Genomic DNA, 21,141 nt, shown 5'->3' with positions numbered 1-21,141 from the left:
GAGCATTTGATGGAATCGATTATTAATCGTATCAATCAACAAAAGTTTTGGAGCTTTCATGGCGGGGTTCATCCGCCTGAACAAAAAGCAATTACCAATCAAAAGCCAATAAAAACACTGTCATTACCTGATCAGCTTATCATTCCTCTACAACAACATATTGGACGACAAGGCGATTTACTTGTAAAAGTTGGTGATCATGTATTAAAGGGGCAGCCTTTAACCCAAAGTGCCAATCCTATGGCTGTGCCTATTCATGCTCCCACCAGTGGTAAAGTTGCGGATATAAAGCACTCTGTTATCGCACACCCTTCAGGCTTTACTGAATTATGTATCTTTTTGGAAGTTGATCATCAAGATACATGGGTTAAGCGAACCCCTTGTAACGATATTACCCGTTTAAGCAATCAAGAAATAATCCAGAAAATTGCCGATGCAGGCATTGCTGGAATGGGTGGTGCAGGTTTTCCCACACACATAAAAGTTAACACTAAGCCAGATATTAATTTTTTAATCATAAACGCTGCCGAGTGTGAACCTTATATAACTGCAGATGATTTACTTATGTGTGAACATAGTGAGTCAATTGTTGACGGTATTAAAATACTCGATCAACTGCTAAGTCCTGCTTTTATTTTAATTGGTATTGAAGACAACAAGCCTAAAGCTATTGATGCTTTAAAAAAGGCCACAGCAGAAATCGAAAAAATTCATGTCTGTGTGTTACCAACTAAATACCCTACAGGTGGTGAAAAACAGTTAATCCAATTGCTTACTGGCAAAGAAATAAAGTCAGGTAACCTTCCTATTAAAGAAGGCATTATAATGCAAAATGTTGCTACCTGTTTTGCCATTAGTGAAGCGGTTATTCATGACACGCCATTGTTACAGCGCGTGGTAACAGTAACTGGACAAGCATTAGAAAAGCCACAAAATGTCTGGGCATTACTTGGAACCCCCATTCATTACCTGCTAAATCAGTGTGGTTTTGACAATAAGGGGATGGAAAAAACACCTGTCATTATGGGTGGCCCCATGATGGGCTTTAGCTTACCCACAGACACTGTACCAGTAGTTAAAACAACCAACTGTATTTTAGCGCCTTCCTACAAAGAAATGCCCAGCGCATTTGAAGGCAGTAGTGCAGAAGTTGAATGTATTCGTTGTGGGCAATGTGCAGATGTTTGCCCAACCAACTTATTGCCACAAGAGTTACAATGGAGTGCCAAAGCTAAAGATTATCCACAGCTAAAAAAACTCAACTTATCCGACTGTATTGATTGTGGTGCTTGTGCCTACGTTTGCCCTAGTCATATTCCTTTAGTGCAATATTACCGAGTTGCTAAAGCTGAAATACGACAGCAACAACAGCAAGAAATAAAGGCAGAAAAAGCCAAGGCACGCTTTGAGGCAAGAAAACAAAGGCTAGAAAAAGAGAAAATTGCTCGAGAACTTAAGCATAAGAAAGCCGCTGAAGCGCGCAAAGCAGCAATGAATAAGTCGACACCTGAGGCAGCTGAAGCTAAATCGGCAGTGGCCGCAGCGTTAGCACGTGTAAAAGCCAAAAAAGCAGCCAGCCAAAAGTCATCTGAAAATACAGCCAGTACACAGGCAAGCGAAGAAACCACTATTCAAGATAATAAAAAAGCTCAAGTGGCTGCTGCAATAGCAAGAGCTAAAGCCAAAAAGCAGGAAAAAATAGCTCCGCAAGAAAGTAGTTCATCTGCAGAAAATGAATCAGTTAAAGATGATAAGAAAGCTAAAATAGCCGCTGCTGTAGCAAAAGCTAAAGCCAAAAAAGAGCAAAATAAAGCAGCAGAGAGCGAACCTGAGCAAGCCAAAGCGTCAACATCAGCTGACAAAAAAGCTAATGCAATAGCAAAAGCTAAAGCTAAGGCCTTAGCGAAAAAGACTGCAAGCAATAACAGCGACGATTCGAGCAAAGAGCAAAAAGCCCCTCTTGATAAAGAGGCTAAAAAAGCCGCTGCAATTGCCAAGGCAAAAGCAAAGGCAAAAGCAAAGGCGCTTGCCAAAAAAGATAAAGCTTCAGACGTAAAGAATAACAGTCAAGATGATTCTCAAATAAGCAATGATAACGATAATCAAGATATCAGCCAAACTGGGACTCCGGATAAAGTTAAAGACTCTAGCGATAAAGACACCAAAAAAGCAGCCATAATCGCTAAAGCAAAAGCTAAAGCTAAAGCTCTCGCCAAGAAGCAACTAGCAAGCGAGTCTGCCAGTGAAGAAAGTCAAATGATAGAACAACAAAAAGGAGCTAAATAACCAATGGCATTTTGGATAGCAAGCTCACCACATAACCATATTCAAAAATCAACATCATCACTTATGCGCTTGGTTATACTGGCTGCATTTCCTGGTGTTCTAGCTCAATGGTATTTCTTTGGATGGGGCAATCTAATTCATATCTGTATAGCAATGATTACCGCAATCTTATGCGAATTCATTATACTTTCACTACGTGATAAAAAAATATCAGAGCAATTGTTTGATGGCAGCGCATTATTAACTGCTCTTTTAATTGGGGTTTGTCTTCCTGCACTAGCTCCATGGTGGATTTCGGTCATTGGAACAATCTTTGCTATCGCTATTGCTAAACACTTATATGGTGGATTAGGCCATAACCCTTTTAACCCAGCTATGGCGGGTTATGTTATGTTACTTATTTCCTTTCCTCTTCAAATGACGACATGGCAACCGCCATTGAGCTTGATGGAAATGGAGTTAAACTTTAGTAATACACTCACCACCATTTTTACCGGTTTTACGCTAGATGGTTATTCCGTTGAGCAATTAAGGACCACTATTGATGGTGTAACTATGGCTACGCCTCTCGATACTCTCAAAACAAGCATCACCATGGGATTAACCATTACAGAAGCGACGCAAAGTGCTGTCTTTGGCGAGCACTTTGCTTTAGGTTGGGAATGGATAAACTTAGCATTTTTACTCGGTGGACTTTACCTAATCAGTCAAAAAGCTATAGCGTGGCAAACACCTGTCAGCTTTCTATTTAGTCTCTTTTTGTGTTCATTTATAGCCTACAGTATTAACCCTGACAGTAGTGCATCTACTATGTTTCACTGGTTTTCTGGTGCAACTATGCTTGGTGCATTTTTTATTCTTACTGATCCTGTAACTGGTGCAACAAGCGTTAAAGGAAGAGTTGTTATCGGCTTATTAGCAGGCTTACTTGTCTATTTAATCCGTGCGTTTGGTGGTTATCCTGATGGAGTAGCATTTGCCGTTCTACTTTGCAATATGTCTGCGCCATTAATCGATCAATATACTCGTCCTCGTACATATGGCCATAGTAAGGAGTCAAGTTAACGATGAATGACCATATAAAAACAGAAGACGAAAATACCAGCAAAGGCGCGGGTTCAATCGCCATAACACAAAATAGTAAAATACTAGCGGCTTTTGCCATAGCGTGTACATTAATAGTCGGCTTAGTTAATGAACTTACAAAAGACAAAATAAAAGCGCAAGAGCAATTACAATTACAAAACACATTACATAGCATTATTTCGCCTGAGCGATATAACAACAACATTACCTATGATTGTATTGAAATGAGCTCGGCTCAACTTGGCAGCACAGATATTCAGCGAGGTTATGTAGCAAGATTCGACGGCAAAGTACAAGCCGTTGCCATAACAACAATAGCTCCAGATGGATATAATGGAAATATTAATTTAATTGTTGCAGTGAATATGGACGCGAGCGTTAGCGGAGTTCGAGTACTGTCTCATCAAGAGACTCCTGGCCTTGGTGATAAAATTGAACTAAGAAAGAGTGATTGGATCACTTCTTTTTCTGGTAAATCTCTACTTTCTGAAAGTGATAGCAGATGGGCTGTAGCTAAAGATAACGGTATGTTTGACCAATTTACTGGCGCTACCATTACTCCTCGAGCAGTCGTTAAAGCGGTAAAAAACACGGTGCATTACTTTAATACCAATAAAGAAAGTTTATTAACTCGCCCAAATGCATGTAATGGCACTGAAGAAATTCTAAGCGAAAAAATAAGCGACGAAAAATCAACTCCTCAACAGGAGACAAACAATGACTAGCCAAAGCCCGGCAGTTGATAACAATGATGTTACCAACGATGAACAAATCAAAAACACAGCAAACTTTGATGAATATAAAGAATTGGCTGTACAAGGGTTATGGAAAAACAACCCTGGTTTAGTACAGTTACTTGGTTTATGTCCATTACTGGCTGTAACAGCAACCGTCACAAACGCCATTGGCTTAGGGTTAGCAACGTTGTTAGTTTTACTCTGCTCTAATGTAACCGTTTCGGCTATCAGACAATGGGTACCAAAAGAAATTCGAATCCCTATATTTGTCTTAATTATTGCAGCCTTTGTTACCTGTGTTCAGTTATTAATGAACGCCTACACTTTTGGTTTGTACCAATCTTTGGGTATTTTCCTGCCTTTAATTGTGACGAACTGTGCCATTATTGGCAGAGCAGAAGCTTACGCCTCAAAAAACCCAGTTAAACAAGCCGCTTTTGATGGCTTAATGATGGGGTTAGGTTTTGCCTTAGTGTTATTCGCATTAGGCGCCATAAGAGAAATCCTTGGACAAGGTACCTTATTCGACGGCGCAAATTTATTACTTGGCGAATGGGCAAGTGTATTACGCATTGAAATCCTTCAACTAAATAGTGACTTCTTATTAGCCATTTTACCGCCAGGTGCTTTTATTGTAATGGGATTCCTAATTGCAATTAAGAATGCCATAGATAACAAAATGAAAGAGAAAAGCGCTATCGTTGAAGATAAAGTTATTGAACGTGTTCGCGTTAATTTTGATTCTTAATAAAAACAACAATACTTATGAATAAAGAAAAGCGTTTAGAGATATTAACTCGACTAAGAGATGACAACCCTCACCCAACAACAGAATTAAACTTCAACTCTCCTTTTGAGCTACTCATTGCAGTACTGTTGTCAGCACAAGCAACTGATGTTGGCGTAAATAAAGCAACGGCAAAGCTTTACCCTGTGGCTAATACACCACAAGCTATTTTAGATTTAGGCTTAGAGGGTTTAAAAAATTATATAAAAACCATCGGTTTATTTAACACCAAAGCCGTTAACACCATGAAAACCTGCCAAATGCTGGTCGACTTACACAACGGAGAAGTACCTGAAAGCCGTGAAGCGCTCGAAGCTTTACCTGGTGTAGGAAGGAAAACAGCCAATGTTGTTTTAAACACGGCTTTTGGCTGGCCGACCATAGCAGTAGACACTCACATAGACCGCGTATCTAATCGCACTAAATTTGCTATGGGTAAAAATGTGGTAGAAGTTGAAAACAAGCTTTTAAAGGTTGTACCAAAAGAATTTAAGGTTGATGTACATCACTGGTTGATTCTTCATGGTCGTTATACCTGTGTGGCAAGAAAACCAAAATGTGGTTCATGTATTATCGAAGATTTATGTGAGTTTAAAGATAAAACTGATTAGTCACAGAGCGCTATGAGCGAACTTGAGACGCCTGCTTGAGATTGAAGTTGTAGGCCAATTTCTACGAAACGGACGTTCAACAACTGAATGAGTCTCTAGTAAATTAAGTGGTGTCAGTCACTTTTGGTTTTAAAGAGAGAGTTAAGTCCCTTACATTTCTTCTTTTAACCATTCCATAAATACTTTTAACCTTGTTAGTCTGGTTGAGTTCTGGTCGTAAACCATATAACGCTTAACAGTTGCTGGATGAGGGAAGTTAAAAGGAATGACTAGCTCACCAGAGTCAAGTTGAGGCTTGCATAAATAAGGCGCTGCCAAAGTAACTCCGTGACCATTTAATACCGCTGTTAGAGCCGTATCTGTGCTATTTACTTTTGTCCATTGTTTATGCTGGTCATAACCAGTGACATTGACACTTTTAAACCAAGTCCCCCAGTCATATGCTCCGGGTTTTTCTAAAGTTACTAACCATGTAGAAAGAAGATCGTTAGGCAAAGCTAGATTTTGCCCCTTGGCTAACTCAGCAGAGCAAATAGGGTAAACAAAGGCTTCGCCAAAGTATTCACAAATTAAATTTTTTGGTGTGTTCTCTTTTATCTGAGTGCCAAACCTTATAGCTAAATCTATTTGAGATTGCTTAAAGTCTTCAAAGCCAGCAGAAGGAAGGAATCTAATCTGGATATTAGGGTGCAATTTAGCAAAGCTTTGTAGCCTCGGCATTAGCCACAAAGAAGTAAACGCTTGCGTCGAAGTAACCGTAAGCTCTCCTGCTATATCTTCTTGATAAATTTGGCATATTCCTTGGTTAATAATGCCTAGCGCTTTTTTGGAGGAATCAAACAAGATTTCTCCTTGTTGACTAAGAAGCATTTGTTTGGCTTTACGGATGAAAAGCTTTGTATTAAGTGCTTGTTCTAATTGTCGCATCTGCTGACTAACCGCAGCTTGAGACATACACAGCTCCTGTGCTGCTGTGCTGTAGCTTTGATGTCTTGCTGCACATTCAAATGTCACAAGTAAGTTTATATTTTTAAACACTGTTTGTGCTCCGTTTGATACCTTGAGGGTATTATAAGTAATTCTTATATAACAAGTCGATTTTTATCGTTGGTGTTTAGCATGAAGAATAACGAGAATGACCTTTATTTGATAAAGAGTGTATTGTAACAAGTCGCTCTAAATAACTAGGGGAAAATTAATGCAAGAGTTTAAAAAACTACACCAACAAGATAAGCCGCTGCTACTAGCTAATGTCTGGGGTGTATCTAGTGCTAGATGCGCAGAGCAAGCAGGGTATCAAGCATTAGGTACTTCTAGTGCAGCTATAGCTAGCCTACTTGGTTATGAAGATGGTGAACAGATGCCATTTAATGAATTGGCTTTTATGGTTGGGCGCATTGCTGCTGCAATTTCACTGCCTTTAACTGTTGATATTGAAGCAGGGTATAGCCGAGATCCTCAGGTTATCGCAGAAAACATAAAGCAATTAAGCAAGCTTGGAGTTGTTGGCGTAAATATCGAAGATAGCATAGTAGACGAAACAAGAACGTTAGTAGGACGTGAAAGCTTTTCTGAAGTAATACGTAAGTTGAAAACATATCTTGCGGAGCTTAGTGTTGATGTATTCATCAATGTACGCAGTGATGTTTTCTTATTAGGTATAAAAGGTGCGCGTGATGAAGCGGTTTTGAGGGCTAAAAGTTATCAAAATGTTGGTGCAAACGGGGTGTTTTTCCCATGTGTTACCTGTGAAGAAGACATTCGTGCAATAGTTGAAGCAACATCGCTACCCGTGAACGTCATGGCTATGCCTGACTTACCTGATACAACTGTATTAGCAGATTTAGGTGTTAAACGTGTCAGTACAGGGAATCTTTCTCATGACAGTATTTACGGACAACTGACAAATCTTTTAGTTGATATTAAAGCTAAAGAATCTTGTCAGCCACTGTTTACTAAACCTCTTCGTGAGTAATCATTCCCTCTTGTATTGAGTGTCATGAAAAGCCGAATTAACATTCAATACTATAAACATCCTTATGCCGAGTTTATTTTAGGCTCGTATGAGGATTGCTTATGTTTGTGTGATTTTCGTTATAGAAAAATGAGAGCCAATATTGATAAAAGGATTCAGCATGGGCTAAAAGCTAGTTTCATTGAGCAGAATGACGAAGTTCTAGAACAAGCTAACAATCAACTTGAAGAGTTCTTTTTGGGGCAGAGAATATCTTTCAATATGAGTTTGTTACATGTTGGAACAGAATTTCAGAAATTTGTATGGCACTCTTTGATGGCAGTTGATTATGGTGATACTACAACCTATCGGGATCTTGCGATTGAAACTGGTAATAAAAGTGCTATTCGAGCCGTTGCCTCTGCAAATGGTGCGAATGCATTTGCTATTATTGTTCCTTGTCACCGAGTTATAGGCTCAAATCATGAATTAGTTGGCTATGGTGGAGGGTTACCATTAAAAAGAAAGCTTCTTGAGTTCGAGCAGGATTTTAAATTTTAGTTTGTTGATGCTCGTAAATTGAACATTAGATCAAGTCAAACTCCTTAATGCTCCAAAGTCAGCTAAATTGAATGTTTGCTCTTATTTTTAAAATCAAGGTGATTAATCTAAATTGAGTGGCCGTGAATGGCACTTATCAGAAGTTAACTTATATCTACCTTCCTTATAACTTCAGCTGGCCGACCATAGCAGTAGACACTCGCATAGACCGCGTATCAAACCGCACCAAGTTTGCTATGGGTAAAAATGTGGTTGAAGTTGAGAACAAGCTTTTAAAGGTTGTACCAAAAGAATTTAAGGTTGATGTACACCACTGGTTAATTTTACATGGTCGATATGTTTGCACCGCTCGTAAGCCAAAATGCGGCGCGTGTATTATTGAGGATTTGTGTGAGTTTAAAGATAAAATTGAATAGTCGTTTAACGGCGTAAGTTCATCGAAGCGTATTTGTTATCCGATGTTAAGATCAAATACACTATCAAGCTACTACATTAACGTGACTCACCTTTAGCGAGAAAGGATTTACTCATACGTATAAATGCTTCTTTATTTTCTTGGTCATAACCACCATGACCAGTATCTGGGATAATCCAAAGTTCAGAATTAGGTAGGTATTTTCTCGCTCGTAAAACTTCCTCTAGTGGTGTTCCTTTGCCATAAACTTCGTAATAAATATTTTTTCCGTTAATTAAAACCGTCTCTGTTTTTGTTGGTTGACTTGCTAGGCTATTCGATGACATTAATACTCCCATAAACATAATAATTTTTTTAAACATAATATGACTAATTATTTCTCCTTTTGTTACTTGCACTGCACGTAAGTCGAAATGTGGCTCATGTATTATTGAGGATTTGTGTGAGTTTAAGGAGAAAACTGAGTAATCAGCATTTCTCCTTAAGTAGGTATTATTATTTTTCAACGAGGACTCTGGGTTGATGCCCAAGCCTGAAAACATGCAATTCTAATTGTTCATTATGCTCTTTAAATAAGAACTGCCTTTGGATCGATCTATCGTCATAAAAATACCCCTTACCTAAATTAATCAATTTAACCATCGGTAAACCACGAAAAGACATCCATAATTCTCCAGCTTTCGCTTCAAAGACAAATTCACCAAACTTGTGAATTTTAGCTAAATTAGGTAAGTTGGACTGTAAAGAATCTCTATTGGCTCTTGCATTTACAACCCTTGATAGCCAGTTATAATAGCTTTTCTTCTCTTCGTCAGTATTTTGATTTTTTAATACTTTTAAAGCATCTAAATAGGCGGTATTAAATGCGCGATCTGCACTTGTGTTTATGTCTGGAGAGATTCCAATACCTTCTTCAAATGTTTTGCCCGTAATTACATTGTTTATTTCTATTCTTGGAAGTCTTAAATAAAACTCATCATCTAACACAACGGGATCAAAGGCCTTACCACCGCCATATGTCCTTTCACCAACAATGATTGCACGAGAAAACGCTTTCAAATGGTAAGTAAACTGTTCAGCTAGACTAAATGTAGTTCCACTTGTCAGAATATACAGAGGCTTATCAAAATGCTTTGCTCCATTTTCAGAGTTTATTGTTAATAACCTCGTCTGTTGGTTTTTCCACCTTTCAATTTTATTGGCGAAATGAATTTGTTCCGGCCCTAAAAAATACCCTAACACTAGGGGTAAAATCCGGCTATTACCGCCACCGTTTCTTCTTAGATCAATTATCACCACTTCCGAACTTTCTAAAAAATTCATCGCTGCGTCATAGACAGGAGTGCTTTCATCAACAAAGCCATCAAAATAGCTAAATTCTATATACCCAATATTTCCTTCTAGCATTCTGACTTGCTGGATACCAAAATTATCTGCTTTGGACTCTGCCATCTTTCGCTGATAATTTTTAGCGTTTTCTCGTTCAGCTTGCTTATTTGATTTGGCTTGTTCACGTAATTTATATCTCTTAACATCCTTTTTTGAATAGACAATGCCTATGTGGTTGTCTCCTGACAAAGTTCGGAGCTCTTGCGATACCTTTTCTGCGAATTCCTGCTTATCACCCAACTCAGAATATTTTTCCAAAAACTCTTTTTCTCGCATATATCTAGATAAGCTTTGAGCGATCTTTTCCGAATAAAATTGAGCTTCGATTACATCAGCCGCTTTCAAGAGGGCTTGCTTGTTATCAGCTGCAAAAGCATGACTAAAAAGCACGCTAGCAATCAAAAATAAAATCGATTTATTCACTTTTACTCTCCCCTAAAAACTCTTTGTTCTAATGTTGTTATTTCAAAGCTCTTATTTAATAAGGTTAGGAGACTCTTTAAGTCTAACCCTAACTCATTATTTAGCTCTTCAAAGACAAAGTCGGCTTTGTCTAAGTAGTCCATGAGGATATTGCCCTGTTCTATTCCAAATTCAGTTAACTGGTAGTTTGTCTTTCTCTTGTCGGACGTGTCTTTATATGCGCAAATCACATTTCGTTTTAAAAGAGCTTTGACTCGCTGTGATGCTAACTGATGAGGAATGTCGAGATATCTCGCAATATCAAGTAATGAAGCAGTTTTATGCTCAATAAAAAAAACGACGGTTGATGACGTTATTACCGGAATCATCAACCCCATTCTTTCATATACGGGCTTTGCTTGTTTCTCAATTAAAGAAGAAAAATCCAACGCTAACTTAGGAGTAAACCCCCTTCGATCTGTTTCTATATTTTTCAAATTCATAACCACTCAAATTACGCAACATATTGCGCAATATATTGCACTTGTTGTATTATGTCAATCTGAAGTAATAATTAAAAAGCTTAATAAGTTAATCAAAAGGATGCAAAACGTTTGGATTGTGCTCCTTAATCACTAGTTTTAACCAAGCATTTATGCGTTTACTAATGTATGCATAAACAAATAGGAAATAACATGTACAAAGGCGTTTTACTCGGTCACCCATTCATGTCTGAATGCAATAAGTTCTTAACTCGGCACAAGCCGCTTAGTCATAAGCAGTGGATTGAAAGAATGGAGCAGAGTTCAGGGCTTGATCAAAATATTGATCTATTTGGCACAGGGCCGACTATAGAGCTACTTGAACAAAAAATAGCAACTATTCTAGGTAAAGAACGTGCACTTTTTGTCCCCAAAGGCACGATAGGCCAACATAGTGCTTTACTGCATTGGTCTTCACTTTCTAGTTTCAAGAAAGTGGCAATTCACCCTCAATCTCATATGGAAGTTGACGAAAAATTTGCTTATAAAGAGCTGTTAGGGTTAGACGCCGTTATGTTCGGAAACCCTGATAAAGCGATTGACACCAAAGATATAGAAAACCTACCTAAAGACCTCTCTACTATATGCGTAGAGTTACCTACTAGGCGAGCTGGATTTAAACTACCAACATGGGAATCGCTCATCTATTTAAAACAATTCTCAATAGAAAATAACATTCCACTGCATATTGATGGAGCCAGACTTTTTGAATCAGCGTGCCATTATGATAGGCCATATGATGAAGTTGCAGCACTTGGAGATTCTGTATACATATCTTTATATAAAACACTCGGCGCAGCGGCTGGAGGAATCATTGCAGGAAATTCAGACTTCATAGAGCAATTAGAGCCTTGGAGAAGTCGATTGGGAGGAGAGCTATTTACTGCTTTTCCTTATATATTGACCGCTTTATGGGGAATAGAAAATTATTTACCTAGAATTCCAGAGTTTCACAAACGAGCACTAAAACTGAGTCACTCCATTAAACGGGCATTTGGGCCTAAAGCTATTCCTAATCCAGTGCAGTGTAATGGTTTCTTAATTGAACTACCTATTGAGGCTGATGTATTAGAACGTAAAGCACTTGCCCTCGCTAAACGTGACAAGATTTGGTTATTCGATAGAATTATTAAAACAGACGACAATAACTGTCGTATTGAAATTCAAATAGGAGACGCGTTAGATGACTGGCAAGATCATGAGCTGATTGAAGTGATAAATAACATGATAAGTTAATTGCCACAAACTATGAAAAAAGTAGCTTTTGCCCTTACCTGATTTTTATTAACGTCTACTTTGATTATCTTTTGGTTGGCCGACAATAGCGGTAGACACTCTCATAAATCGCGCATCAAACCGTACAAAATTTTCCATGGGCAAAAATGTTGTTGAAGTTGAACAGAAGTTGCTTAAAGTTGTTCCTGCGGAGTTCAAAGTTGATGTACACCACTGGTTAATTCTTCACGGTCGCTATATCTGTGTTGCACAAAAACCCATGTGTGGTTCATGTATTATCGAAGATTTATGTGAGTATAAAGATAAAACTGAATGATTTTTCAGTCGATTAAATACCTAAAGCAACAATAAAACAAATGTTTTTATAATAACTCAACTTAGCGCATCCCAAATTTGGTATTGCGCTAAATGTCATGATCTTCGATTATTATAGCAATTTGCTTTCTTATCCTGTGCAAATACCCTTTTATTGTCCCTTGTGAAACCAATAAATGTTTCGATACTTCCGTGGTTGTTTTCCCTTGCCAGTAATACATATAAACTACCGTCCGATACTGAAGTGGGAGCCTCTCTACAAATTCATTAATAGACTGATTGACTTGCTCATTGATTTTTTCTTTGGGCATATGCCAGTCTATCATTTCCTCATCTTCGTATGCTTGGGTCGCAAGATGACGTGTATGTGTACGTTGATAATCAATGACAGCATTTTTTACTAAGCGATATAACCAAGTACTAAACTTGCTTTTCCCCGAGTAACTATTAGCCTTTTCATAAAGCTTGATATAGACTTCCTGGCAAGCATCATCAGCTTCACTTCTAAAATGAACACCAAGTGTGGCAATAACAATACTTCTAATAGGTGATTCATGCTTTTTTAGCAGCTGATTGAAAGTTTTATCATCGCCTGATGCTAGAAAATCGGTGACCAACGATTGTTCAGTGCCATACTCTACTTTTCCTGACATACTTATTTTAAGTACTTATTACTAAGAAAGTTAGTCACTAGTAGTGGAATACCTATAAATAAAGGAGCAAAAGCCATTCTCACCGTACCAAACCTGAGTTCTATATTTGTTATTTGTGCAACTAATACAAAGGTCAAGCCCATTAAACTAACTACAATAAAGAACACCCCCAACCTGAAGCTCAACTGATGCCATATTCTTATAAAAGTTGTAGAGGTAGTAACAGATTGGCTCATCATCTGTTCCATTGTTTCCATTTCAAAGTTTATATCTATTGGTTCTGCATCGGTCTCAAAGCTCTTTACTCGCTCTGTATGTAGCATTTCTCTAACTTTAATCAGCTTTTGTTGTTTTAAGTGGGTGTTGATACTTTTAACGACTAGCCATAAAGCGACTAGCAAAATGAAGGAAATCAAAACAGTGTTCATAGCATTATTCCAGCGTTATGTATGTTTAAAATAGGTTAGACGGACAATTAGATTAAACGGTTGCCCAACGAGGTGTAAATCTTTCCTAACCATTTTCAGGTTGAATTAGTCAACATATTAAATTGAACTACAAAAATACCTATATGAATATCAGGTACTCGACTAATAATTTGAGTACTAACTATTTGTCGAACCACTCATTAAATAGATTATTGGCTTAATCGCGCAATAGCCTGCTTAGCTGATTCAAAATTTTCATCCAATGAAAGTGCCTTTTTATAATTCAATAGTGCAATTGCTCTGTTACCTGATTTTTCATAAGCTAAAGCCAAGCTATCAAAAGCATTTGCCTCTTGTGGAAATATTTTGGTATTAACAATAAAAGTACTAATCGCTTCATTCAACTGATTATTATTAATGAATGCAAAGCCTAACTTATTTAATGTTCTGGGATTAATATTATCATACCCGGCTTCAGAAAATTCACGTTTAGCACTATCGATAAAATAGCTACCTCCTTTTGCCTTTAACAACCTGGTTGCAAATAAACCTAAAGGTAATTGGACCTTTTTATATTCCTTGCCTTGATAAACATCAGTGACTCTTTGAGTAATATGTTCTGCTACCAAACCGTCAGTATTAGCTAAGACGATTATCATAAACTTATCTTTTATTAATATCTCTACGGCAGCACTCACCCCTGGACCACCCCCATAAGAGACCACTTTCGTATTGTCACTGTCTAAGAATTCTGACCATGGTTTAACTGGTCTTTTGTAATGACTTTTCATCACAGCTTTTGATTGGTCATTGAGTAACTCATTAGTATAAAAAAGCTTTGAATAAAAAAGTGCCAAGTCATAAGGGGTTGAATACATGCCGCCATCAGGAGTTAGATTCTCCAGCCTAGCAGTTTTATCAATTTTTCCCCCTAGTGGAGAAAATTGGTAGCTCTTAGCTTTATGTTTTACGTTTTCAGTCAAGTCATATATGGTGTTATCAGCTTTAATAATATCCAAAATATTTTCACTAATGATTGTTTGAAAACTTTTTTGCTCAAGTTTTTCTAAAATAGCCCCTAAAACAATATAACCGTAGTTTGAATAGTTGAACTCTTTACCTGGCTCGGAAATTAGCGGTTTATTCAATAATAACGGTAGCTTGTCGTCGATATCCTTTAATGAGCGATATGTTTTGATATATTCATTATTAAAGATGTCAGCAAAACCCGATGTATGGCTCAATAAATGGCGCACTGTAATTTTTCCAGCAATTTCTTTAGGAAAGCCCAGTTCAAACTTCCCTAACTTATCATCCAGTGCTATTTTTCCTGACTGAACCTTTTGCAAAATTAGGGTTGCAGTAAAATGTTTGTTGATTGAGCCTATTCTGGTTCTTGTTGCAGAGGTATTCTTAATATGATTCTCCATATCGGCCAAACCAAAGCTTTTGTCATAAATAACCTTGTCACCTTTAAAAATCACCACGCTACCAGAAAACCAACCGGGATCGGTATACTGTTTAATGATTTCTTCTGTTTGACTAATCAATACTTCATTCGATGCTTTAGAGTATGCTTTTTCCTTTTCGGTGCTTGCGATACTTAAGCAAGAGTTAGTTGTTAAAAAAATGGAAAGTAAATAAATTAAATGAACTCTTCGTAGTACGTGCTTCATTATTTTTCCTCAATTTAGTTCTGTATTATGTTTAAAGTCGTTTAGACGGATGAGGTATTAAATCGGTTGCCCTGCGAGGAAAAAATATTGTTTAACCACCTTACTTATCTTTTGGTTGGCCGACAATAGCGGTAGATACACACATCGATCGTGTATCAAACCGCACTAAATTTGCTATGGGTAAAAATGTGGTAGAAGTTGAAAACAAGCTTTTAAAGGTTGTACCAAAAGAATTTAAGGTTGATGTTCACCATTGGCTTATTCTTCATGGTCGTTATACCTGTGTGGCACGAAAACCAAAATGTGGTTCATGTATTATCGAAGATTTATGTGAGTTTAAAGATAAAACGGATTAATTTTTTCAAGCTTATTCATTAAGTACCTTTGCTCATTATTTATCACTATTATATTTTGATATTTTTTTAGTTAATAAAGGAAACTCCTTAACACCTTTTCTCCAAAAGAAAAACGCTACAACAGTGGCTACTATTGCCAAAATAGCTCCAAATTCATCAATATAATAACTAGAGTTTTCATTGGTAATGGTAATAGGCGTAAAGACTTTTTGGATAAATATATTTGAAGCTCCGTGATACATTACTGCTGTCCAAACACTACCTGTCTTTAACCTAATATATGCCATGATTGTTCCGGTAGAAGTAATGAATAAAGTAAAGAAGATTAACTGATAATAAATCGTCGTATCGTTATTCCAATACAAACCTAGTAAGATCAACGGCCAATGAAACGCAGACCAAAGTACGCCACTCACTAACACGACCCCTGTAAAAGTAGTGACTTTAGAAAGTTCAGGAACTAATAACCCTCTCCATCCAATTTCTTCTCCTAAAATGGATGGAATTGAAATGATGAAACTAACAGATGCCACTAAAAATAAATGGAACAGAAATATACTTAAGTCATTCCATTCATTTAAATTATAGCTTTGTTTTTTACTCGCTAAAAATTCACTATTGTATAAGTCACCGCCACCGAAAGACCAAACAATTAAATATGCCACTAACGCAATAGCAAAAGGTATCAAATAGCTCTGTCATTGAATCTTCCAACTCCCCCATCTCCAACCAAGATCAATTAAGCTTTTCTTTCTAACTACACAGGTTAAAATCGTTGCTGCTCCCACCGACAACATAAGCGGTGTTGCTTGTCCCATTCTAAAAATTAGCCAAAAACCTAGAACATAAAAGCAAATAACAAAAATTAAAAAGGTTCCAATCGTGATATATGTTTCTTTTGTAGAACTCATGCTAGGTTTTCTCTTCATTTTTTATAGCAACTCGTTGCTTATAAGATTGTTGGTTTTGAGGAAATCGATTATTAAAAGATTTGGCTTGGAGTGCTGTTATAGCGGAATTCAAAACCTGTTGAATATCTACACCTACCTCGTTAGACAAGTCTTGAAATGCTTGTGCCGCATCCTTGCAATACAAATCTAATACCGCTGACTTTTCTTGCCCTTTAGATGTTAAATGATACAAAGTTCTCCGCTTGTCATCATCGTCTTTTATGCCTTCGACTAATTCTAGCTTGAGCATAATTTTTATCCGCTGAGAAGCAAGTTGATGTGACAAATTTAATGCTTGAGAAATTTGCATAATAGATGCCCTCTTCACGCTAGCTAAAAACATCAATGCAGAAGAAGCCCATACAGGGAAACCCATTTCTTTTTCGACATATAACTCTTCAGACTGGTTTTGTATTAGACAATGCAAGTCAAAAACAGATTTTGCCAAAAAAGCATAATTTGATTTTATTTGATTACTAAAACGCGATTCTTTTGTCATTAATTAGACTCTTTCTGAAAATCAAAATAATCCGCAAATACTTGCGAAACCCCTTGCTTATATTAATAGATATACTGGTTTTATAAAAAGAAGATTTGTAACAATGTTTGTAATATGCGTTAAGCTAAGGGAAAAGAAAAAAACACGTAAGATGAGGAGCATCCTGCTCTTCCTATAGGGCACCGCTTTAATAACTACGGTTTTTTATTTGGCTGGGCTACTATAGCCATGAACAAATTGAATGATCTCGTTTCAAACTGCGCCAAACTTGCTTTGGATAAAGTGTAGTGGAGTTAAACCAGAACGCCTTAACATCGTCCCTACAGAATTGTAGTTGACCTGCATCATTGTATAATTCTTTACGGTCGATAGACCTGTGTTGCAAAAAACTAGCTCCAACTCATAGAGGAAAACCCTAAATAGAGTTTCTATAAGCAGTGGGACTATTCCCCACTATTCTTTTAAAGGCCGTGTTAAACGTCGTCTTAGAATTAAAACCTACTTCAAATGCGATAGTTGTAATCAGCTTATCTTTATTCTTTAGTGCCAACTTAGCCTCTTCTATTCGAAAGCTATTCACATATTGGAAGAAGTTTGTATTTAAATATTGAGAAAGTGTTTCTGAAATATGGTTTTCTGTTTCGGCAATGCTTTCAGATAATTTATTTAAAGATAAATTTTCATCCAAAAACAACTTATCCTCCTTCATGATACGCTCTAATTTTGAGGAAATTAATTGCATTTTTTCTGAAGAAATTAAGGCAGTCCTACTTTTGTTAGAATGTGGAACTCCTTTGTCAGACTGAGTTAATATTTTCTGATGTAACGCTTTTTGGATAAACGTAGCCAACGCAATCACCTCAATCACAGGAAGGGCCACTCCTGAGCCGAACCAGCGAAGCTTCAATGCATTAAGAAAAAACTCGACTGCATACATGAGCCACACCATGCCCCAAACAATTAGTATGGGTTTAAACCACTCTAACGACTTTTGCTCAATATTTGAAAAGCGTTCCTTCAATTGTTGGTGATGTGAATTATGAAGCCTTAAAGCCATTCCTAAGAATACTATTGTATAGGAAATAAATAATAAGGTTGTCGCCGTACAAGTGAACAAAGCTATTTTCCATAGTTCAGGATCTCTTGTTTCAGGGCTAGCTAACGCTAGCTTTTCTTCTGAGCTTATTAGGAATATAAACGGAGACATGACCAGTAATACCAGAATAGGACCCAACAAAGTGATTACAGCTACTTTTTTATCGATAACTTTCTCTAGTGACATACTCTCATAGGCATAGTAATAAAGAACAGGACCAAGCAGCACCCTAAACGGAAATTGTGCTCCTGCTAAATATGGCGCATACACATAAGCACCAGAATATATGAAAAGCTCTCCGCCTAAATGTATCAGCAGCAATAGAAGTAACGCTTTCAAGAAAAGACTCTGCCTATTTTTGGGTCTTTGTAAAACATCAAATAAGGCAAATAATGTTATTCCGATCATACAAGAATATAAAATTGTCGGAAAAAGGTTAACCATCTTTATACCTGCGATAGGAATTTTTGAAGAGTGAAATGAGTATATAATTTAGTAATGCTTGAATCTACTCAGCATCACATCAATAGCTTTCTTTTTACACGATTAATTAAATTAGTGCCGATCATCTAAGTGTTGATATCTAATTTATTCAAAAAATACGTTCAACTATGCCCATCTGAACGACTTGAATGCCATTTACAGGCATTGTGCTTACCAATACGATTGAATCACATAACTATTGGTCTTTTTTATGAATACTAAAACAACTCAAAACCTTCAATATTTTTACGCTAAATTAGCAGGGCTATCTTATATTCTATTTACTGTTGCTGGTTTGATTAAAAACTTTTTTTTAAATACTCAGCTCTCAGCCGTTAGTGCTATCCCCATAAACGGATTATTTGAAAATGAATTGCAATTTAGACTAGGTATTTTCGCAGAAATTTTCATGTTTGTGGCCGTAACTCTTGCCTCAATTTCATTTTTCATTGTACTTAAACCTGTTAACGCTCGTCTGGCTAAAACTACCTTATGCTTTAGATTAGTTGAAATTATTATTGGAAGTGTAGCCGTTGTCTTCAGCATGACAATGCTAGCGATATCCAACAAAGTCTATTTATCGGAAATGTTTAACGTAGAACAAATACATACGCTTATTGTCATAACATCAAGTGTGATCGTTCCGGCATATGAATACAGCTGGATATTCATGGGGGTTGCTGGGATTATTACTTTTTACTTACTTTTTAGAGCGCGTTATATACCAACCTTTTGGGCAATCTGGGGAGTAATTACTTATACAAGTTTGATTTTGTACCCTGTCGCTAAACTTACGATAGCTGATTTACCTCGTGAGGTGATGTATATAATGTTTCCAGGAGCCCTGTTTGAGCTTGGCGTAGGTATTTGGCTATTAACAAAAGGCATTAGAATTCCTGAAAATAGCAATAATGGCTCTTAATATAACGCTATGAATACATTTAGCATTTTATACCCCCTTGCTAAAGCATAGTTTCATTTCAACTTTCATTAGATTTCGGCTGCCCAACTATAGCAGTCGAAGCTTACATTCTTCACGTATCAAACGGGACAGCGTTCGCCAAAGAAAAACGTGTTAGAAGTTGAGCAGAAATTATTGATAGTTATACTTAAGGGGTTAAGGTTAATTGCTATCAAGGCCATACCACACGGCTGTTATCCCTGTGTAGATCGCATGCCCCTAAACGGGGCAAGTATCATTGAAGATATTTGTAAATGACAAAAAATAATACAGAGTAAACTAATTAAGTATGATGCGGTTGAATTCACTGTTATTAGGCAGCTTTGAACCAACACTCTCTCCAGTCATACTGTAATAAGCCAAGCCGCTCATCACCTTAGTAAATACTCCTTTCATCATAGGTCGCATTAATAAGTGCCCCATCAACTTACCAAATAGGCCACCTTTAACAACGAAATCAGCAGACATATAAATTTCACATTGGTTATTGTCAATGGCTGTCACTCTCATTTCAGCGTACATAGTTTTAAGTGGTAATGAATGCTCAGAAATTGCCATTCGATATCCCTGTCCCTCTTGATATTCAATAATTTCTTCCACTAAACTTGAGTCGTTATCGAAAATACACTTTCGTTTTGCACCTAAACCACAGGCTTTATCGCCAACAATTGGAGATGATTTAATCGTTGTTGAAAATTTTTCAATACTGCCAAAGTCTTCCAGAACTTGCCATACTTTGTTTGCGGGTACATTTACTTTAAGTGATTTTTCTGTGTGATGTGACATATTTTTCTCCGTATTTAAAAGGTGATAGATAGTTAATAGCAGCTTTGCTGCATATCAAAGTAATCAAGCTATTTCACTAGCTCACTGTTAAGCCCCGAATGGCTATTACAATTGACTCTGTTAAGTCATAATCAAAATTAGGCTTCAAATCTTTAAACTCTTCTTCTTGATAGAGCTTTTTAAGCACTTCATTTTGTGCATTTGCCGTCCAACAATTGACCGTTGACGCATATCCTAGGGAGAGAAATCGAAAAGCTTTATCTCCCTGTATCTGTGGATAAATTCGACTGATTTCCAAAGTAATCTGATACAATAAGCCTTTTGATAAACGCTTAAACGATTGTAATTGTTGATAAGAGCTATTACTTTCAAGGGATGTGAAAAGTATTGGCATTAAATCCATCAGCTTAGGATGTGCTAAGAATGAATCCACCCAAGTTTTTGCAAAAATCTCTACTTTTTCGTTTTCATTAAGTTGCTGTAAACGGTGGTTGTAATCTTCAAACCATTGTTCAAATAGCTTAGCAAAGACATTTAAGAAAATTTCTTCTTTTGAACTAAAGTAACGATACATATTCGATTTGGTAAACCCAGCCTCTGCTGCAATCCCATTAAAACTAACTTTATCGTAACCATTTGCACTGAAAAGCGTATAAGCCGCTTGATAAATAGCTGCCTTTCTCTCAGTTTTTTTTTCGTCTGTTCTAGCACGCTGCCAATTCATACCATTCACTTAAGTGTCCGCCAGTCTCTTATGTGAAATATAAAAGACCAGCGGTCTCTTGTCAAGTTATTAAACATAAGATTATTTTCACTTAGCTAACTTAGTGGTAAGTAGAAATGCCTACGAGCTAGTTTCACAAATGCTGGTAGATATACTGCAATGCAGTCATGATAAGCTCTGTAATAATGAAAATTTACTTTTGAGGTAC

Annotated in this window: 22 protein-coding genes and 4 pseudogenes; 13 read left to right on the top strand and 13 right to left on the bottom strand. The window is 37.0% G+C overall.

Annotation, left to right across the window (positions count from 1 at the left end):
• Nucleotides 1-9 precede the first annotated feature (9 nt).
• The 5 genes from rsxC to nth are packed head-to-tail and all read left to right on the top strand — an operon-like array spanning nt 10 to nt 5,507.
• Complete coding sequence (gene rsxC, locus EPA86_RS12835; RefSeq protein ID WP_246058390.1) at nt 10-2,286, top strand: electron transport complex subunit RsxC; 2,277 nt, start codon at nt 10-12, stop codon at nt 2,284-2,286.
• A gap of 3 nt (nt 2,287-2,289) precedes the next feature.
• Nucleotides 2,290-3,351, top strand: a complete 1,062-nt coding sequence (gene rsxD / locus EPA86_RS12830) for an electron transport complex subunit RsxD (RefSeq protein WP_140604206.1) — start codon at nt 2,290-2,292, stop codon at nt 3,349-3,351.
• Between the two features lie 2 nt (nt 3,352-3,353).
• The gene (rsxG, locus tag EPA86_RS12825; RefSeq protein WP_140604204.1) at nt 3,354-4,097 is read left to right on the top strand and encodes an electron transport complex subunit RsxG; all 744 of its coding nucleotides are present in this window, start codon (nt 3,354-3,356) and stop codon (nt 4,095-4,097) included.
• The gene (locus tag EPA86_RS12820) at nt 4,090-4,857 is read left to right on the top strand and encodes an electron transport complex subunit E (RefSeq protein WP_140604202.1); all 768 of its coding nucleotides are present in this window, start codon (nt 4,090-4,092) and stop codon (nt 4,855-4,857) included. The genes rsxG and EPA86_RS12820 overlap by 8 nt, the downstream gene beginning before the upstream one ends.
• A 17-nt stretch (nt 4,858-4,874) precedes the next feature.
• Entirely contained in the window at nt 4,875-5,507 is a 633-nt protein-coding gene (gene nth / locus EPA86_RS12815) for an endonuclease III (protein ID WP_140604200.1), read from the top strand.
• 150 nt (nt 5,508-5,657) lie between these two features.
• On the opposite strand, the gene EPA86_RS12810 is transcribed toward nth, so the two are convergent.
• Nucleotides 5,658-6,521, bottom strand: coding sequence for a LysR substrate-binding domain-containing protein (locus EPA86_RS12810; protein WP_246058394.1), 864 nt, complete (start codon nt 6,519-6,521; stop codon nt 5,658-5,660).
• 184 nt (nt 6,522-6,705) lie between these two features.
• On the opposite strand from EPA86_RS12810, the gene EPA86_RS12805 reads away from it, so the two are divergent.
• The 3 genes and pseudogenes from EPA86_RS12805 to EPA86_RS12795 all read left to right on the top strand — a co-directional run.
• Nucleotides 6,706-7,482 carry an isocitrate lyase/PEP mutase family protein gene (locus tag EPA86_RS12805; protein ID WP_140604197.1) on the top strand — a complete coding sequence of 259 codons (777 nt, stop codon included), beginning with the start codon at nt 6,706-6,708 and terminating at the stop codon, nt 7,480-7,482.
• Between the two features lie 24 nt (nt 7,483-7,506).
• Nucleotides 7,507-8,022, top strand: coding sequence for a methylated-DNA--[protein]-cysteine S-methyltransferase (locus EPA86_RS12800; RefSeq protein ID WP_140604195.1), 516 nt, complete (start codon nt 7,507-7,509; stop codon nt 8,020-8,022).
• Between the two features lie 167 nt (nt 8,023-8,189).
• Nucleotides 8,190-8,438 (top strand): annotated as a pseudogene (locus EPA86_RS12795) (endonuclease III); the annotation flags it as partial.
• 76 nt (nt 8,439-8,514) lie between these two features.
• On the opposite strand, the gene EPA86_RS12790 reads toward EPA86_RS12795, so the two are convergent.
• Entirely contained in the window at nt 8,515-8,763 is a 249-nt protein-coding gene (locus EPA86_RS12790; protein WP_140604193.1) for an alpha/beta fold hydrolase, read from the bottom strand.
• Nucleotides 8,764-8,827: 64 nt separating this feature from the next.
• On the opposite strand from EPA86_RS12790, the pseudogene EPA86_RS12785 reads away from it, so the two are divergent.
• A pseudogene (locus EPA86_RS12785) lies at nt 8,828-8,905 on the top strand (endonuclease III); the annotation flags it as partial.
• A gap of 27 nt (nt 8,906-8,932) precedes the next feature.
• Here EPA86_RS12785 and EPA86_RS12780 read toward each other — a convergent pair.
• Together EPA86_RS12780 and EPA86_RS12775 are read right to left on the bottom strand one after the other, a co-directional pair.
• Nucleotides 8,933-10,249 carry a S41 family peptidase gene (locus tag EPA86_RS12780; protein ID WP_140604191.1) on the bottom strand — a complete coding sequence of 439 codons (1,317 nt, stop codon included), beginning with the start codon at nt 10,247-10,249 and terminating at the stop codon, nt 8,933-8,935.
• Nucleotides 10,250-10,251: 2 nt separating this feature from the next.
• The gene (locus EPA86_RS12775) at nt 10,252-10,731 is read right to left on the bottom strand and encodes a helix-turn-helix domain-containing protein (RefSeq protein WP_140604189.1); all 480 of its coding nucleotides are present in this window, start codon (nt 10,729-10,731) and stop codon (nt 10,252-10,254) included.
• Nucleotides 10,732-10,923: 192 nt separating this feature from the next.
• Between EPA86_RS12775 and EPA86_RS12770 the strand changes: the two genes are divergently transcribed.
• Together EPA86_RS12770 and EPA86_RS12765 are read left to right on the top strand one after the other, a co-directional pair.
• Nucleotides 10,924-12,006 (top strand): threonine aldolase family protein, encoded by a 1,083-nt coding sequence (locus EPA86_RS12770; protein ID WP_170309654.1) that lies wholly within the window; start codon nt 10,924-10,926, stop codon nt 12,004-12,006.
• Between the two features lie 67 nt (nt 12,007-12,073).
• Nucleotides 12,074-12,322: pseudogene (locus EPA86_RS12765) on the top strand (endonuclease III); the annotation flags it as partial.
• A gap of 88 nt (nt 12,323-12,410) precedes the next feature.
• Here EPA86_RS12765 and EPA86_RS12760 read toward each other — a convergent pair.
• The 3 genes from EPA86_RS12760 to EPA86_RS12750 all read right to left on the bottom strand — a co-directional run bounded on the left by EPA86_RS12760 (nt 12,411) and on the right by EPA86_RS12750 (nt 15,078).
• Nucleotides 12,411-12,974 carry an RNA polymerase sigma factor gene (locus EPA86_RS12760; RefSeq protein ID WP_140604185.1) on the bottom strand — a complete coding sequence of 188 codons (564 nt, stop codon included), beginning with the start codon at nt 12,972-12,974 and terminating at the stop codon, nt 12,411-12,413.
• 2 nt (nt 12,975-12,976) lie between these two features.
• Nucleotides 12,977-13,402 (bottom strand): hypothetical protein, encoded by a 426-nt coding sequence (locus EPA86_RS12755; RefSeq protein ID WP_140604183.1) that lies wholly within the window; start codon nt 13,400-13,402, stop codon nt 12,977-12,979.
• Between the two features lie 209 nt (nt 13,403-13,611).
• On the bottom strand, nt 13,612-15,078 hold the full coding sequence (locus EPA86_RS12750) for a serine hydrolase domain-containing protein (RefSeq protein ID WP_140604181.1): 1,467 nt from the start codon (nt 15,076-15,078) through the stop codon (nt 13,612-13,614).
• Between the two features lie 107 nt (nt 15,079-15,185).
• Here EPA86_RS12750 and EPA86_RS12745 point away from each other — a divergent pair.
• A pseudogene (locus EPA86_RS12745) lies at nt 15,186-15,434 on the top strand (endonuclease III); the annotation flags it as partial.
• 35 nt (nt 15,435-15,469) lie between these two features.
• Here the strand turns inward: EPA86_RS12745 and EPA86_RS12740 are convergent.
• From EPA86_RS12740 to EPA86_RS12730, 4 genes are all read right to left on the bottom strand, one after another.
• Nucleotides 15,470-16,123 carry a CPBP family intramembrane glutamic endopeptidase gene (locus EPA86_RS12740; RefSeq protein WP_211664935.1) on the bottom strand — a complete coding sequence of 218 codons (654 nt, stop codon included), beginning with the start codon at nt 16,121-16,123 and terminating at the stop codon, nt 15,470-15,472.
• A 9-nt stretch (nt 16,124-16,132) separates the two neighbouring features.
• Nucleotides 16,133-16,345, bottom strand: a complete 213-nt coding sequence (locus EPA86_RS18260) for a hypothetical protein (protein WP_211664934.1) — start codon at nt 16,343-16,345, stop codon at nt 16,133-16,135.
• 1 nt (nt 16,346) lies between these two features.
• Nucleotides 16,347-16,883, bottom strand: a complete 537-nt coding sequence (locus EPA86_RS12735; RefSeq protein ID WP_140604179.1) for a MarR family winged helix-turn-helix transcriptional regulator — start codon at nt 16,881-16,883, stop codon at nt 16,347-16,349.
• A gap of 415 nt (nt 16,884-17,298) precedes the next feature.
• On the bottom strand, nt 17,299-18,423 hold the full coding sequence (locus EPA86_RS12730) for a helix-turn-helix domain-containing protein (protein ID WP_140604177.1): 1,125 nt from the start codon (nt 18,421-18,423) through the stop codon (nt 17,299-17,301).
• Nucleotides 18,424-18,673: 250 nt separating this feature from the next.
• Between EPA86_RS12730 and EPA86_RS12725 the strand changes: the two genes are divergently transcribed.
• Complete coding sequence (locus tag EPA86_RS12725; RefSeq protein WP_140604175.1) at nt 18,674-19,384, top strand: DUF4386 domain-containing protein; 711 nt, start codon at nt 18,674-18,676, stop codon at nt 19,382-19,384.
• Between the two features lie 318 nt (nt 19,385-19,702).
• On the opposite strand, the gene EPA86_RS12720 is transcribed toward EPA86_RS12725, so the two are convergent.
• Both EPA86_RS12720 and EPA86_RS12715 read right to left on the bottom strand, forming a co-directional pair.
• Entirely contained in the window at nt 19,703-20,209 is a 507-nt protein-coding gene (locus tag EPA86_RS12720) for an SRPBCC family protein (RefSeq protein ID WP_140604173.1), read from the bottom strand.
• A gap of 76 nt (nt 20,210-20,285) precedes the next feature.
• A complete protein-coding gene (locus EPA86_RS12715) occupies nt 20,286-20,933 on the bottom strand; it encodes a TetR/AcrR family transcriptional regulator (RefSeq protein ID WP_140604171.1) in 648 nt (215 codons plus the stop codon).
• Nucleotides 20,934-21,141 lie beyond the last annotated feature (208 nt).

It is taken from the genome of Litorilituus lipolyticus (assembly GCF_006439335.1).
Classification (GTDB): Bacteria; Pseudomonadota; Gammaproteobacteria; order Enterobacterales; family Alteromonadaceae; genus Colwellia; species Colwellia lipolytica.
The sequence above is the reverse complement of the archived record's forward strand: the minus strand, read 5'-3'. Positions and strand labels throughout refer to the sequence as shown.